The organism is Bradyrhizobium sp. USDA 3240 (genome assembly GCF_054063295.1).
Map to the genome: position 1 here is coordinate 5,613,759 of NZ_JBSSGD010000002.1, position 13,700 is coordinate 5,627,458.

Annotated in this window: 12 protein-coding genes and 7 pseudogenes; 7 read left to right on the top strand and 12 right to left on the bottom strand. The window is 61.5% G+C overall.

The annotated features are described in order from the left end of the window. Positions 1-38: 38 nt before the first annotated feature. Entirely contained in the window at positions 39-1,049 is a 1,011-nt protein-coding gene (gene trpD / locus ACVIGA_RS27145) for an anthranilate phosphoribosyltransferase (protein ID WP_166072521.1), read from the bottom strand. Positions 1,050-1,548: 499 nt separating this feature from the next. Here trpD and ACVIGA_RS27150 point away from each other — a divergent pair, with 499 nt between their 5' ends. Next, positions 1,549-1,713 carry a hypothetical protein gene (locus tag ACVIGA_RS27150; protein ID WP_456668640.1) on the top strand — a complete coding sequence of 55 codons (165 nt, stop codon included), beginning with the start codon at positions 1,549-1,551 and terminating at the stop codon, positions 1,711-1,713. Positions 1,714-2,124: 411 nt separating this feature from the next. On the opposite strand, the pseudogene ACVIGA_RS27155 reads toward ACVIGA_RS27150, so the two are convergent. The 4 genes and pseudogenes from ACVIGA_RS27155 to ACVIGA_RS27170 form a co-directional block, all read right to left on the bottom strand. Beyond that, a pseudogene (locus ACVIGA_RS27155) lies at positions 2,125-2,415 on the bottom strand (transposase domain-containing protein); the annotation flags it as partial. Continuing rightward, positions 2,397-2,782: pseudogene (gene tnpB, locus ACVIGA_RS27160) on the bottom strand (IS66 family insertion sequence element accessory protein TnpB). The pseudogenes tnpB (ACVIGA_RS27160) and ACVIGA_RS27155, both read right to left, overlap by 19 nt. Before the next feature lie 26 nt (positions 2,783-2,808). Continuing rightward, a complete protein-coding gene (locus ACVIGA_RS27165; RefSeq protein ID WP_224581069.1) occupies positions 2,809-3,021 on the bottom strand; it encodes a hypothetical protein in 213 nt (70 codons plus the stop codon). An 89-nt stretch (positions 3,022-3,110) separates the two neighbouring features. Next, positions 3,111-3,266, bottom strand: a pseudogene (locus tag ACVIGA_RS27170) (transposase); the annotation flags it as partial. A 113-nt stretch (positions 3,267-3,379) separates the two neighbouring features. Here ACVIGA_RS27170 and ACVIGA_RS27175 point away from each other — a divergent pair. Together ACVIGA_RS27175 and ACVIGA_RS27180 are read left to right on the top strand one after the other, a co-directional pair. Then, a pseudogene (locus tag ACVIGA_RS27175) lies at positions 3,380-4,662 on the top strand (IS256 family transposase). 436 nt (positions 4,663-5,098) lie between these two features. Continuing rightward, a complete protein-coding gene (locus tag ACVIGA_RS27180; protein ID WP_456668641.1) occupies positions 5,099-5,644 on the top strand; it encodes a hypothetical protein in 546 nt (181 codons plus the stop codon). A 34-nt stretch (positions 5,645-5,678) separates the two neighbouring features. Here the strand turns inward: ACVIGA_RS27180 and ACVIGA_RS27185 are convergent, their stop codons facing one another. Continuing rightward, positions 5,679-6,263: a hypothetical protein gene (locus ACVIGA_RS27185; RefSeq protein WP_173643878.1), complete on the bottom strand. Its 585-nt coding sequence runs from the start codon at positions 6,261-6,263 to the stop codon at positions 5,679-5,681. Between ACVIGA_RS27185 and ACVIGA_RS27190 the strand changes: the two genes are divergently transcribed. Further along, positions 6,250-6,657 carry an alcohol dehydrogenase catalytic domain-containing protein gene (locus ACVIGA_RS27190; protein WP_371821714.1) on the top strand — a complete coding sequence of 136 codons (408 nt, stop codon included), beginning with the start codon at positions 6,250-6,252 and terminating at the stop codon, positions 6,655-6,657. The genes ACVIGA_RS27185 and ACVIGA_RS27190 overlap by 14 nt on opposite strands. A 25-nt stretch (positions 6,658-6,682) precedes the next feature. Then, on the top strand, positions 6,683-6,967 hold the full coding sequence (locus tag ACVIGA_RS27195; protein WP_371821713.1) for a hypothetical protein: 285 nt from the start codon (positions 6,683-6,685) through the stop codon (positions 6,965-6,967). A gap of 10 nt (positions 6,968-6,977) precedes the next feature. On the opposite strand, the pseudogene ACVIGA_RS27200 reads toward ACVIGA_RS27195, so the two are convergent. From ACVIGA_RS27200 to ACVIGA_RS27225, 6 genes and pseudogenes are all read right to left on the bottom strand, one after another. Continuing rightward, a pseudogene (locus ACVIGA_RS27200) lies at positions 6,978-7,626 on the bottom strand (plasmid pRiA4b ORF-3 family protein). After that, positions 7,623-7,868: a transposase domain-containing protein gene (locus ACVIGA_RS27205; protein ID WP_456670900.1), complete on the bottom strand. Its 246-nt coding sequence runs from the start codon at positions 7,866-7,868 to the stop codon at positions 7,623-7,625. The pseudogene ACVIGA_RS27200 and the gene ACVIGA_RS27205 overlap by 4 nt, the downstream one beginning before the upstream one ends. Beyond that, positions 7,866-8,900: pseudogene (tnpC, locus tag ACVIGA_RS27210) on the bottom strand (IS66 family transposase); the annotation flags it as partial. The gene ACVIGA_RS27205 and the pseudogene tnpC, both read right to left, overlap by 3 nt. Next, on the bottom strand, positions 8,876-9,187 hold the full coding sequence (locus ACVIGA_RS27215; RefSeq protein ID WP_371821704.1) for a transposase: 312 nt from the start codon (positions 9,185-9,187) through the stop codon (positions 8,876-8,878). The pseudogene tnpC and the gene ACVIGA_RS27215, both read right to left, overlap by 25 nt. Positions 9,188-9,291: 104 nt before the next feature. Beyond that, complete coding sequence (gene tnpB / locus ACVIGA_RS27220) at positions 9,292-9,474, bottom strand: IS66 family insertion sequence element accessory protein TnpB (RefSeq protein WP_456668642.1); 183 nt, start codon at positions 9,472-9,474, stop codon at positions 9,292-9,294. A 454-nt stretch (positions 9,475-9,928) separates the two neighbouring features. Beyond that, positions 9,929-10,195 carry a hypothetical protein gene (locus tag ACVIGA_RS27225; RefSeq protein ID WP_173643880.1) on the bottom strand — a complete coding sequence of 89 codons (267 nt, stop codon included), beginning with the start codon at positions 10,193-10,195 and terminating at the stop codon, positions 9,929-9,931. Positions 10,196-11,426: 1,231 nt separating this feature from the next. Between ACVIGA_RS27225 and ACVIGA_RS27230 the strand changes: the two are divergent. Both ACVIGA_RS27230 and ACVIGA_RS27235 read left to right on the top strand, forming a co-directional pair. Next, positions 11,427-12,288: pseudogene (locus ACVIGA_RS27230) on the top strand (tyrosine-type recombinase/integrase). Between the two features lie 20 nt (positions 12,289-12,308). Continuing rightward, a complete protein-coding gene (locus ACVIGA_RS27235; protein WP_173643881.1) occupies positions 12,309-13,535 on the top strand; it encodes an IS91 family transposase in 1,227 nt (408 codons plus the stop codon). Positions 13,536-13,700 lie beyond the last annotated feature (165 nt).

Genomic DNA, 13,700 nt, shown 5'->3' on the forward strand with positions numbered 1-13,700 from the left:
CCTTGGCGGTCACAACTGAACAGGGCCCGACTCAGTTGTCATTCGTTGGAAGCCGCGATCAGGCGCTCCAGTCGGGTGGCTGCGGCGCCGCGATCAAGCGCTTCCTGGCCAAGTGCGACGCCTTCCTGTAGCGTGGAGGCCCGGCCGGCCACGATCAATGCCGCCGCCGCGTTCAAAAGGGCGGCATCGCGATATCGACTTGCTGCGCCACCGAGCACGCTTTGCAGCGCGACGGCATTGCCGTCCACATCGCCGCTCTCCAGCGCCTCGGTGTGGCGGGGGAGCCCAGCATCTTCTGGCGTCACCTCGAAGGTGCGGACTGCACCCGCCTCGAGCGCGGCAACAAAAGTCGGGCCGGCAAGGGTTATCTTATCGAGCCCGTCCGAGCCGTGCACCACCCACACCGATTCGGCGCCAAGGTTCTTCAACACTAGGGCCAGTGGCTGCACCCATTCACGAGAGAACACTCCGACCATCTGCCGCTTAACCCCCACGGGGTTGGACAGAAGTGTGATTAGATTAAAAATCGTGCGAGTCCCAAGTGCAGTTCGGATCTGGCGAATACGCTGCATGGCCGGATACTGGGCCGACGCAAACAGAAAGCCGATGCCGGCTTCCTGTAGACAACGAGCAACGGCTTCAGGCGTGAGATCGGTCTTCACGCCTAGGCGCGCCAAAATGTTTGCGGTGCTCGAGCTTGATGACGCTGCGCGGTCGGTGTGCTTGGCGACAGGAACGCCGGCCCCGGCGACGATAAAGGAGGCGCACGTCTCCACGTTGACTGAGCAAAACGGGGTATCATTCGTGCTAGCAATACCGATGGGATCGCATGGCGCATCGACCCGTGGCATTCTATTGCGGATCGCGGAGGCCGCGCCGGTGACCTCTTCGACGGTCTCGCCGCGGACCCGCATTCCCAGCAACAAGCCACCGATCTGTGAAGGGCTCGCTTGACCCGACATCATGCTGTCGAAGGCGAACTCACTTTCCTCACATGTCAGAGTGGTGCCGCTGGCAACTTTGCCAATGATCGATCTAAGCGCTTCCATCGAACTTCACACGTTACCAGTCTATCCTCGGGCTCCTCGTTCAATAGGGGACTTTTCGTCGACGAGGCGTGGCGTCAATTGCATTGATATTGTTGTGCGAGCACCCGCTCGCGGCAGACCGTCCTCGATGCTTGCGTATCTGCCGCTTAAATGCGATTCCTTCGTCAGGCTACAACCTGACGCTACGTGAGGGTCAAGCGCTCCAGGCTGAGCTGCCCGATAGAAGTAATCGGCGACCGTGTCCGTCAGTTCTAAGCTATCGACGTCGCTCTCGATTGCCCGTGCCTGTTGTCCCGCCATCGCGTGACGGCCTGCTGGTCACGGTCGGCAATCTCTGAGCCTGAGGCGAAGGAGCAGCCACCTGGTTCGCCATCCCCTCATTTCGGTTCGTTACTCTTCTTGCCAGCGTCACCAGCGGAAATCATGTAGCGACATTTCAGACGACTGAGCCTCATTGCTTGGATATGAGACAAGCGATGATGGCGACGCGATCAGGAATATGGCTGCTGCACAGGCGGAACACGTCCTCCATGCAGGCTTCTTTCTCCTCTACGGTCGGCGCGTGATCGCGCGCGTCTACTCGCTCTGGGATGAGGGCGGTCATTGCAAAAGCAAGGGGATGGCAGCCTTCAGGGCCGAAGCCAAACGAAGCCGCTGGTTTTGAATCATGGTGTTCCTTCGCGTCGGTTGGTTTGCGGCATGTTCTTCAGGCCTTCCGACCGAAGACATGCCGGATTGTTAGGTGGCGGTAAGCGCTGTTCCGAACACACGGGTTCGAGACGTGAGCTGACCTCTATGTTTTTCGTTTGTGGAGGGCTGCCAGCCGCTCCGCCTCAGCTAGTGCTGCAGTCTTGGTTTTAAATGGACCAACGTCGTGTTCTTGCGTGTCCGGTAGCCAAGCAGGCAAGAACTACCAACCGCCCGGGCGGTAACTCGTGCTGCTCCTGATCGATCCGATGTGTTCGGCCGTAAACCAACCGGGATCGACCCGTCCTGTTGCCACAAGATGTTCTTGTCGCTCACCGGCGCGCCTCAAGAATGTTGGTTCGTCGATTTTCTTCGCCCAGGCCGGATTCTAGCCGTTTCCGTAGTTCCATGGCAACAAACTGTCGAGCTGGCGGTTCGGGTGACCGTTGACGATTCTGGTGAGGACATCGGTGATATAGGCCAGCGGGTCAATGCGATTCAGCTTACAGGTTTCGATCAAGGAGGCGATAACGGCCCAGTGCTGGGCACCGCCGTCAGAGCCTGCGAACAGCGCATTTTTCCAGTTCAGCGTGATCGGACGGATCAAGCGCTCGACGGCGTTGTTGTCCAGCTCGATACGGCCATCATTGATGAAGCGCGTCAGGCCCTCCCAGCGTGAGTTCGACGCTCCTGATTCACTTCGCCGCAGCGCTGCCAACAATATCCGGCTTGCGTTGGCGCCGGCGTCTCTCGCGCCTCATGCACAAGCCGCCAGCCGAGCCCCTCCAGCAGCGCCGACAATTGCGCCGCCGACAGGCGCATCACGCCGTCCTCGATTGTCGGCCAGCGGAAGATCCCATCCTCGAGCCTCTTGGCGAACAGGCACAGACCCGTTCCGCCCAGAACACCAGCTTGATGCGATCCGCCCGCTTGGCCCGAAACACATAGACAGCTCCCGAGAATTGGACTGCCCGCATGCTCTCGCGCACCAGGATCGCGAGCCCTTCCATCCCCTTGCGGAAGTCCACCGGTTTGGTCGCCACCATCACCCGGACCGCACCCGACGGGCCGATCACCGGCTCGCCTTCAGTGCCTGGACAATCGACGCAATCATCGTCGTATCCGCACCACGACCGGCCCGGATTGTGATGCCGTCGACTTCGATCTCGATGATCCCGGCATCGCAACGGCGAGCCCGGGTATCCGCCTTGGCCTTGCAGCGCACCGCTTTGCGCTCCCGATCAACAGCGGGCGCCGGCACCGCGGCATCCACCACCGCCGGCACAAACTTACTTCTTCTATTTCGGAATGACCGCCTGCTCCTTCTCGCAACTGACGTCGCCAGCCAAACAACTGCTGCGGTGACAATCCATGCCGTCGGGCCAACGAACAGACCGAGCCGCCGCTCGCCACGATCTCTGCAACGATCCGCACCTTGTCCTCATCGCTCCACTTCCGCCGGCGGCCGGCTCCGGTGAAGACCTCAAGCCGCCGCACCGGCTCCGGGATAGCACTATGCTCTGTGTCCATTCTAAGCCTAACGGTGAGCTATCGCTGAAAGTTGGCGACGGCGGGAATCGGGAAGGCGGCATATCGTGGGGGTGCTTGACGCCTCCACTTCTCCACCGAAGGAGCGATATGCCGTGTCCAAAGATAACATCATCAAGTTGATTCAGCCAGGAAACGTCGACGATCAACTCACCGAAATCTTGCGCAATGGGGCGCGTGCTCTGTTGGCCCAGGCGGTCGAGGCCGAGGTCGCGGACTTTCTCGGCAAGCATGCCGATTTGAGGACTGCGGACGGCCACCAGCGCTCGTGCGCCACGGTCACCTGCCGGAACGCGAGGTGATGACCGGTATCGGTCCGGTCGGCGTCCGCCAGCCGCGTGTACGCGATCGCGAGGCGGAGGCTACCGATCCCGACCGCATCCGGTTCTCTCCGTCGATCCTGCCGCCCTACATGCGCCGCTCGAAATCGATCGAGACGCTGCTGCCGATCCTTTACCTGAAGGGTATCTCCACCGGCGACTTCTCCGAGGCTCTGGCGGCGCTGCTCGGCAAGGATGCTGCCGGGTTGTCGGCATCCGCCATCGGCCGTCTGAAGGACGGTTGGCTTGACGAACACACCGCGTGGCAGAGGCGCGATCTGTCGGCGAAGCGCTACGTCTACATCTGGGCCGATGGCATCCATCTCCAAGCACGCCTCGAAGACGAAAAGCAGTGCATCCTGGTGCTGATCGGCGCGACGCCGGAAGGCCGCAAGGAACTGGTCGGCTTCACCGATGGCGCCCGCGAGAGCGCGCAGGACTGGCGCGATCTGCTGCTCGACCTGAAGCGGCGCGGGCTCGGCGTGCCGCCGCGGCTCACCATCGCCGACGGCGCGCTCGGGTTCTGGAAGGCCGCCGGCGAGGTCTGGCCGAAAACGCACGAGCAGCGCTGCTGGGTACACAAGACCGCCAACGTGATCGCCAAGTTGCCGAAGAGCCAGCAGCCTAAAGCCAAACGCGCGTTGCAGGAGAGCTGGATGGCCGAAACCAAGGCCGCCGCCGAGCTGGCGTTCGACGCCTTCATCGAGAGCTATACGCCCAAATACGAGAAGGCGGCCGACTGCCTGAGCAAGGATCGGGACACGCTACTGGCGTTCTACGACTTCCCGGCCGAACACTGGAAACACCTGCGGACCACCAATCCCATTGAAAGCACCTTCGCTACCGTGCGCCACCGCACGATCCGATCGAAGGGCTGCCTGTCCAACAGAACGGCGCTCGCGATGGTCTTCAAACTGCTTGAGGCCGCGCAGAAAAGCCGGCGTCGTCTCGATGGCCGCAACCAGTTGCCAAAACTCGTTCTCGGTGTGACATTCAACGACGGGATCGAGCTCATCGCCAAACCGACTGACCGTCAGCCCATAACCGCCGCCGCCTGACCGGCCGCGCCGTCACCAAAATTTGGCGATAGCTCTCGTGCTCATCGGCCGATGATGACTTTATGCCTCAACGCATGTGATGCAGCCGGATCGGCACAGTTTTCAGTGACGATCATTAACTAGGGTGGTCATGCCCCCATCAGCAGGTCTATTGCGAGCATTGGTAGTTGATCGCTTGCGGCAATTGTCGTCGATGAGGGGCTTGACTATTTGGCAGGCCGTCGGATCGACCCAGTCCAGAAGGGCGGCCAGAAGATCAGGTTACACCGGCAGACCTGACCACGTCCCGCGCCGCTGAAGCCTGGACAGGTCCAGGCCACGCCTGCTGATGTCCTCAAGCTGAAATATGCCCACCAGGATGCGGCGCAGCCGGCGGGAGCGAAGCAATGAGGTATCCGCTGTCTAACGCAGCCCCGATGCCTGGCTCGCTGGCGCCATGCGCGGCCCGCGCTCAGGAAAACACGCCGAGCCGATCCTGCGGGTGACGCTCGATCCGCCCTGCGTCGTGGTGAGACAGGCCGCCACGCAGCGGATCGAGGTGCGGGCGCCGAACTACAAGACGGCGCCGCCCAAGCTGCCAGAGTTCCAACCGTGCAATGTCCTGACGCGGCAGCTGCGCAGCCCCTATGAGAGCGAAGAGCGCGACGGCCTCACTGGCGGTGTCTGGTTCGAATTCGCGATCCATCCGCAGGAGCCGGGCAGTTATGCGATCTCTGGTCTGACGATCGTCGCCAAATACGCGGTCGATCCGCCGGCCACACGCGAGGCAACGCTCACGCTCCCCCGGATCGCATTTCAGACCTTCATCCCGCATGTGGCATCCGATCTGCCCTTCCTCGCTGCAGGCAGTCTGTCGATCGCGCTGACCATCAATCGCTCGTCGGATCGGCTCGAGACCGGGAATGCCGTGACGCGAACCGTCACTATAGGACCGAGGGCATGCCTACGATGCTGTTGTCGCCGGCGAAATTTGCTGTCCTAGACGGGCTCATGCTCTACCCCGCTCAATCGTCGCTTCAGACGTCGGCGCGCAAAGAATCGACGTGACGCATTTCGATGCGGTGACCTGCATATCGAGGCAAACCCGTCAGCGAGCGGCGCATCGCCGGTTGGTACGTCCGGCGCAGGCCGATCGTGAGGCGTATTGCGCGACGTGCTCGCGCGCGACTGGCTGCAACAGTTCGAACCGGTCGCGCCACGCATGCGATCGAGGCATTGCGGCTCGCTGCCCACGATCCTGTACTCGACGCCGAGATCAGCGTGGTCGAGCGCGCGCTCTTCCGCGGCAGCCGTTCAAAGCGATTCTGGAGAAGGACAGCAGGGCGCTTGCCGCCAGCGGCGAGAAGGGCCTGGTGCAGATTAATGGCGGTGCCGTATGCCGGCATGACCACCGATGCGTTCGCAAGCTCAGTGCGCGGCTGGCTCGGACGGCTCAGTTGCGGTGCCAGTTTGGAGGCTACGACGGCAAGATCCAAAACAGCCTGCCGATCACCAAAGTCTGGAACTACACGGTTCGGCTCTACCGGGCGACGATGGCAATTGCCCGAGGCAAAACCGGCGGACTGAATACGCAAGGAGGGATGCGAAATGAAAGCGCTCATCTTTGAGGGGCCCGGTAAAAAGTCTCTCGCGCAGGGACCGAAACCGGCCATCCTGGAACCCGGAGACGCCATCGTGCGGATCGTGAAAACCACGATCTGCGGCACTGATCTCCACATCCTCAAGGGTGATGTAACGACCTGTCAGCCCGGCCGAATTCTAGTCCACGAGGACGTGGGCGTCGTTGACCAGGTTGGCGGTGGCGTGACCGCCTTCAAGGCGGGTGACCGCGTCCTCATCTCCTGCATTCGTCCTGCGGCAAATGCGACTTCTGCCGGAGAGTTATGTATTCGCACTATCGCACCGGCGGGTGGATCCTCGGCAACAAGATCGACGGCACGCAGGCCGAATATGTCCGGACGCCGCTGCCGACACCAGCCTCCACCATTTGCCTGATGGGGTCGATGAGGGAGCTCTCGTCATGCTCAGCGACATCCTTCCCACCGGATTCGAGTGCGGCGTGCTCAACGGCAAGATCTCGCCCGGCTCCGCCGTCACCATCGTCGGTGCCGGCCCCGTCGGCTTGGCTACGCTGCTGACCGCACAATTCTACTCGCCTGCCGAGATCATCATGATCGATGTCGATGACAAGGTCACCGGGCGGCGAGATGACGGCGCTCGAGATTGGCTGGAATCCGGCCTCTACCCGAAAGGCAACGCGCGGACGAGCTCGGCCCGTCCCGGATCCGGCCGCTCCTGGTCGTGAGCGCGATGGTCTATGGTAACCCTAGCTCTTCGGCCCTTTTGATTGGCTCTTGACGCCCTATTTTGATCGTAGCTTTTGCCGACGTGGCTTCCAAATTCCGGACAATGCGTTGACGGCGGCCTCGAGGGCCTTCCGGTCGATCTCGTTGGGATTGAACCGCTCCGGGGCCCCAGCGGCGCATATGTTCGTGCTCCGGATGGGTGGAGTCACCGATGGCATCGAGGTATTCGGCATAGCCTGGCGCACCGCCGACGTCTTCCGGAGGACAACGACCGGCGGCCTCGAGCAGGAAGGGCATGCCCTCCGTCGGTGTTGTCGAACCACTTTTCGAGCTTGATCACGTGATCCCAGCTGTCGCCGAAGTCATGGAGATAGTGGATCGTCTTGGCGCCGGTCTCTCGAACGATATCGCAAAGCCGCGCTTTACGGGCATCAATGGGCTGGTGGCCGTAATCATTGTCGGGGTCGGGAATCCCCCAATGTGCCTCACCAGCGAAGAACTCGAAGAGGTGACTGTTCGTCCAGCCGAATGCCTCCTGAAGCGTCAGATGCAACCGATCAAGGCGCAGGGTAACGGGTACGACAAGGCGACGCATCACCTCCGGCTTCACATCCTTGAGAGTTACCTTGATCCGGACCGCGGTCGTGTTCAGGCTCATGCCGCCAGCCTCGGATCGTGTGCATGCATCGTATATGTCGACGCCCAGGGAAGCAGCTCGTCCAGTCGCGCCGCTGGCCAGCCATTGACGAGCTTCGCGAGAACGTCAGCGAGCCAGTGCTCGGCACTGACGCCATTGAGCTTACAGGTCTCGATTAACGAAGCGAGAACTGCCCAATTCTCGGCGCCCTCGTCGCAACCGGCAAAAAGGGAGTTCTTGGCGTTGAGCTTGATCGGCCGCATCGCACGCTCGACAGCATTCGTGTCCATCTCGATGCACCCGTCATAAAGATGGAGCGTCAAGCCGTCCCAATGACGCAGCGCGTAACGCAGGGCCTTCGCCGTGTCGCTCTTCTGTGCAAGGTGATCAAGCTTGGCCTCAAACCACTGCTTCAAGGCTGTCGCCAGAGGTCAGGCATGCGCCTGCCTGCCAGCACGGCGCTCGACATCTGATCGGCCGCGGAGCGCTTTTTCGACTGCGTAAAGTTGGGCGATGCACTCAAGAGCCTCGCGGGCAACCGGAGCTGGCGCCGGAGCGGCCTCGCGCTCGATCTTCACAAACTGGCGCCTCACATGCGACCAGCGGAAGGCAAGCGTCCCGGACAAGGCGTCCGCACGCGTCTCTCGGGTCATAGTCTTGTAAGCCTGATAGCCGTCGCAGTGGATGATGCCGCGAAAGCCCTCAGGCAGCTGCAAGCCATGAACGGCCCCACGGCCCGGTGCATAGGCGTAAACCACGCCAGGTGGGTCAGGTCCGGCCCGGAGCCTGTCATCGCGTGACAGCGCCCAGAAGTAGCCGGTTTTGGTCCTGCCGCGCCCCGGATCCAACACCGGTGCGGGGGTCTCGTCGACACAGAGCTTCGAAGAGCCGAGCAGAAGCTGGCGCAGACGATGCCACAAGGGCTTCAATTCCTGGGCGGCATAGCCGACCCAGAAGGCGAGCGCAGAACGGTCGATGGCGATACCGTGCGTCGTCAGCATCTGCGCCTGGCGGTAGAGCGGCAAATGCCAATGATACTTGGCGTCGATCACATGCGCGACCAGCCGCTCGGTCGGCAGTCCTCCCCTGATCAATCGCTCGGGAGCAGCATGCTGGAGGACGACGCCGTGACAGACGCGGCAGGCCAGTTTGGGGCTGCGGGTGACGATGACGCGATACTGCGCCGGTACGACGTCCAGCATCTGGCTCTCATCGTGACCGATCTCAAAAAGGTCGCCTGCGCAGCACGGGCAGCAGGTTGCAGCGGGCATCAGGGTCTCGACGATGCGTGGCAAATGCTCCGGCAGCTTGCCACGATTGGCCCCGCGCTTGGAAGTTCTCTTCTCGCAGGTTCTTGGATTGGCGTGATTCTCGGCTGCTTCGAGAGCCGCGACGGCCTCTTCGATGTCCTCCAAACAAGCTGTAGCTGATCAGCGTCCAGCTTTTCCGACGATCGACCGAACTGCGCATCTTTTGCAAGCTTGAGCAACCGCTCGAGCCTGGCGCAGCGATCCAGCAGAGCCGCGGCAAAGACACGCAAGTCGCCTGGATCGCTCGGCAGCACATCAGGTAAATCACTCATTGGCCCGAGTCTGCCATGCTTCGCGCCACGATGCAGCGAAGATTTTATGTCCTACGCAAAGCGCTTTCGGCTGCGGGATTCGAGGCGCATGCATGCGTGTCCACTCAATGCCGGCCAGAAGCGCGGACAGCTGCGCGGCATTCACCCGCATGACGCCGGCCACGATGGGAGGACATGAAGCGGCCGCCATCGAGCCGTTTCCGGTACATCACAAGGCCGCTGCCATCCCAGACGACAATCTTCACCCGATCAGCGCGCTTCGCACGGAAGACCACCACACCCTTCATCGCGTCTTGGGTTGAAGCTTCCACGGGGTAAGATGAGGGCCGCCGGCTAAGTTGGGCACCTAAGCCCGGACGATCTAATCCAATCTGCCATGTGGGCAGTCACTTGATGCTCCCGCGCTTTGCGCAACATCGCGTCGCACTTTGGGCATGCCGGCATCTGGTCAACGCAGTTCCTTAAGCACGCCGCCTCTTCCAACAGACGGTCAGTAAGGGGCTTTGCTTGCTTGAAAAGCATTCGGTGTTTGATCATGCGCTTTATCTCTGCCGAGAGAAACCTATGATGGGTCGCTGGAAATACCATCGCGGGCCGCCCGCGCCAGTTCTGACTTTGACGATTTGGTGTCCCGCGACATCGGGGCCAAGCAACCAAGCCCAGCAACGAGCGTGCCAAACGACCGCACGCGGCCCGAGAGGCTCTGGTCAGCGGTGCCTTGAGAATTGGGGCGGCTCGATCCTAGCCGGTATCAGGACGCCACGTCCGTGAGATCAGCGGATCATTCCGATCATCATATATGGTCACAAGCTCGCCAGCTCTTACGCCGAGGCCCTTCAAGTCAGCTTCGCGTAGTTCGGAATTCGAGATCGCTGCTTCGCCCGCGCTGGCCGCCAACGAAGCCTTTACGGCTTCTGTCGCATCGGCCATTGCGACCGCATAGGTTACATATCGAAGCTTGCCGTCGGCTTTGGGAACGCCGATCGAAACCATCCATCCTGCTGCCATCTCACTCGTCCGATATTCAAGACAGGCGGTTACTCTACGCATCCACGCCTAGTAGCCACCTCCCAATAATGGGAGGATTGCAGATCCGTGGCGGCCTAGTCCGTAGGATCACGGGACCCTCTTCCATGCGTAGCGCGAGCTGCGCTAGGCTACGACTTGGAGGAAAGCCGCCGTGGCGAGCAAGTTTGAGCGGATCGACACTGTCGCGCGGCCGGCCATCCTGCCACGCCTCCGCCGTGTGCAGGCGTGGCGCAGGCGCGGTTCCAGCGCATCCTATCTGATCCAAACATCGCACAGAATGACCCGGGAAGGCTCAAGTCTATCAAAGCGGCACAGCACTACATGGCCGTCTCCGTGCGCGCCAAAGCCATCCTCGCCGGGATCATCGATCGCTAGGGGACGCCAGGGGCAGCGCAGCATATAGCCAAATCAAGCGTCGGGCCGTAGAGCCTGCCAGCTCCGATCAATAGTTCTTCCGCGACAATTTCGATAGCGCGCCAGCTTTCCGCCACGAGCGTCTTTGCTTTCGCCTCATAGTGCTCGCGCGGCTCCGGCAATTGCGTCATTGCGCTGGTGATGTTGGCTTCGTCATCGCAGCACAAGCAGCCGGCCGGTGAAGCGAGCTTGCGCGAATGGCCCTGCCATCGTGATCAAGTTTTCAGTCTTGGGGCTGGCCTTCTCGTGCCACACGTGCCCAATGCGACCCATAAAAGGAATGATGGCAACACACGCGACCTCTATGTCTAGTGCGCGAGCAATCACTGCATGCCCCGCCTCGTGATATGCAGCGATCTCGCGCTCTTCGAATACTTCGGTGTACTTCTGCTCGATATCCGGAGGATGGCAGCGCGACCCTAGGGGCCTGACATTGCTAGGGCGTAACTTTAACGCGCGCATCCGCGTTATGGAAGAGAGCTTCCGTTTTGGAGGCCGCCTAGGTGTCGGCCTACTCGCTTCGAGCTTCGCGATCGCGGCAAGCACGACGGCCGTTGCGACCTTCCCTTGAGACCATTGTGTGGGCGCCTCAATGGCGATCTTCAACGCCTCTTCACGGGTTATGGCATGATCTCCACAGCGTGCACTAGCACTACTTTGGCAGAAAGCTGATTTCGCCGCGATTTAGGATTGAACTAAGCCGCTGCCGCGGCGTAGGGGGCAAGGTGGCATAGATCGCCTCCTGGCTGAGAGGATGTGGGTGTTGGAGCCCACCCCCTCAGACAGGAGTATCGAGATGGCCGATTTGAGCCCTCTTCGCCGCCGCATGATCGAAGACATGACCGTCCGCAATCTGTCGCCGGCGACGCAAAGATCCTACATCAGCGCGGTTTCGAAGTTCAGCCGCTATTTTTGGCCGATCGCCTGACCGGTTAGAGCTGGAAGACGTCCGCGCCTTCCAGGTGCATTTGGTCTCGACCGGCATCTCATGGCCGGCGCTGAACCAGATCGTCTGTGCGCTACGGTTTTTCTACGGCGTCACGCTCGGCGAGGCGCTCATCCCAGAGCGCATTCCCTATGCGCGAAAACCGCGCAAGCTGCCGGTCGTTCTCAGCGCCGACGAAGTGGTTCAGTTTCTTGAAGCGGTATCGAGCCTGAAGAGCCGCGCCGCGCTCACCACCGCCTATGCGGCCGGGCTCAGGGCCTCGGAGGTCGCGGGACTGCGGATCGAAGACATCGACAGCGCCCGCGGCGTCATCCAGGTGCGCCACGGCAAGGGCGCGAAGGATCGCAACGTGATGCTGTCGCCCCAGCTGCTGGGCATCCTGCGCATCTACTGGCGGCTCGCCCGGCCGCGGCTTTATCTGTTCCCTGGTCGTGACGAAGATCATCCGATCGATCAGACCGTGCTGCATGCCGCCTGCCGGTCGGCGGTGAAGGCTGCGGGCCTGACCAAGCGCGTCACGCTGCACACGCTGCGCCACAGCTTCGCGACACATCTTCTCGAGAACGGAACCGATATCCGGATCATCCAGGTCTTGCTCGGGCACAATAATTTGTCGTCGACAGCGCGCTACACGCAGGTCGCCACCGATACGATCCGAGCGACGCAGAGCCCGCTCGATCGCCTGTCGCTGGAGGTGACGCCACCTGGATGACCCGCAGCGGGATGCGGGTCATGACCCGCTCCGACATCCGCTCCAACAGGCCCGCCATCGAGATTGCCGATATTCTGTGCCGGCATGGCGACGCCTATCGCCGTGTACATGCCGGTCATCTGGGGCGGGTCAAGCGGCGCGTGATGAGCGCGATCGTTGCGTGCCGGACCGAGGCGCTCGGCGGCCACATGCAGGCTTGCGACGACTGCGGCACGACACGCGTTGCCTATAATTCCTGCCGCAATCGGCACTGTCCGAAGTGTCAGGGGAGAGCCCGAGCCGCGTGGCTCGCCGCGCGTCAAGCCGACCTGCTTCCGGTTCCCTATTTCCACGTCGTCTTTACACTTCCCGCACCGATCGCCGCGATCGCTTTCCAGAACAAGGCCGTCGTCTATGCCATCCTGTTCAAGGCTGCCGCCGAGGCGATGACGACGCTCGCCGCCAATCCACGCCGGCTCGGCGGTGCGATCGGCGGCGTCGCCGTCCTCCACACCTGGGGACAGACGCTGATGCATCATCCCCACGTCCATTGCGTCGTTCCGGGTGGCGGCCTCTCGCCCGATGGCGCGCGCTGGACCGCTTGCCGACCGAACTTCTTCCTGGCCGTCAAACCGTTGTCCAGACTATTTCGCACACTTTTTCTCAAACGTCTGTCGGCAGCCTTCAACTCCGGTGCCTTGCGTTTCTTCGGCGATCTCGGAGCTCTGGCCGAGCCGGCTGCCTTTGCGGCCCACCTCGACGCCATGCGACGCATCAACTGGGTTGTTTACGCCAAGCGGCCCTTCGGCGGACCCGCACAGGTCCTGGCCTATCTCGGCCGCTACACCCATCGCGTCGCGATCGCCAACAGCCGGCTCGTCGCACTCGACGACGATCATGTCGCCTTCTCATGGAAGGACTATCGCCAAAACAGCGCGACAAAGATCATGAATCTCAAGCCCGATGAGTTCATTCGCCGTTTCCTGCTTCATACGCTGCCTGACGGCTTCCACCGCATCCGCCACTTCGGCTTCATGGCCAACCGCCATCGCGCTGCCAAGCTCGCCCTTTGCCGCGAACTTCTCGATCATGAGCGAACAGCCCCAAACGATGGCCAGCCGTCGCCTGTGGATTCGGAGGCTCAAACCTGGGCCGAGGTTCCTGCCTGTCCCGATTGTGGTGGCGTCATGCGCATCATTGAGCGCTTTCGACATAGCTTCAGACGCTCCAGCCCTCGAACATCACCGTTCCGATGCGACACATCGTGAGCCAAGTCATGTCGTGCACGACGATCATCATTCGTCATTTCGCTCCCAGCGTCTCGATCATCGCGGACGATGTCGAATCCGTGCTGTCACACTGCGCGACAACAACCGTCCGATGCAGCAAAAGGCCTATCGCGATCTCAGGCGAAGCGCGTCTGATCTCAACTC

Excerpts from the sequence above, each read along its gene's own strand:
- trpD (WP_166072521.1), bottom strand. The coding sequence starts at position 1,049 with ATGGAAGCGCTTAGATCGATCATTGGCAAAGTTGCCAGCGGCACCACT.
- ACVIGA_RS27150 (WP_456668640.1), top strand. The coding sequence starts at position 1,549 with ATGGCTGCTGCACAGGCGGAACACGTCCTCCATGCAGGCTTCTTTCTC.
- ACVIGA_RS27180 (WP_456668641.1), top strand. The coding sequence starts at position 5,099 with ATGCGCGGCCCGCGCTCAGGAAAACACGCCGAGCCGATCCTGCGGGTG.
- ACVIGA_RS27190 (WP_371821714.1), top strand. The coding sequence starts at position 6,250 with ATGAAAGCGCTCATCTTTGAGGGGCCCGGTAAAAAGTCTCTCGCGCAG.
- ACVIGA_RS27185 (WP_173643878.1), bottom strand. The coding sequence starts at position 6,263 with ATGAGCGCTTTCATTTCGCATCCCTCCTTGCGTATTCAGTCCGCCGGT.
- ACVIGA_RS27195 (WP_371821713.1), top strand. The coding sequence starts at position 6,683 with ATGCTCAGCGACATCCTTCCCACCGGATTCGAGTGCGGCGTGCTCAAC.
- ACVIGA_RS27205 (WP_456670900.1), bottom strand. The coding sequence starts at position 7,868 with ATGCGGCCGATCAAGCTCAACGCCAAGAACTCCCTTTTTGCCGGTTGC.
- ACVIGA_RS27215 (WP_371821704.1), bottom strand. The coding sequence starts at position 9,187 with ATGAGTGATTTACCTGATGTGCTGCCGAGCGATCCAGGCGACTTGCGT.
- tnpB (WP_456668642.1), bottom strand. The coding sequence starts at position 9,474 with ATGAAGGGTGTGGTGGTCTTCCGTGCGAAGCGCGCTGATCGGGTGAAG.
- ACVIGA_RS27225 (WP_173643880.1), bottom strand. The coding sequence starts at position 10,195 with ATGGCAGCAGGATGGATGGTTTCGATCGGCGTTCCCAAAGCCGACGGC.
- ACVIGA_RS27235 (WP_173643881.1), top strand. The coding sequence starts at position 12,309 with ATGACCCGCTCCGACATCCGCTCCAACAGGCCCGCCATCGAGATTGCC.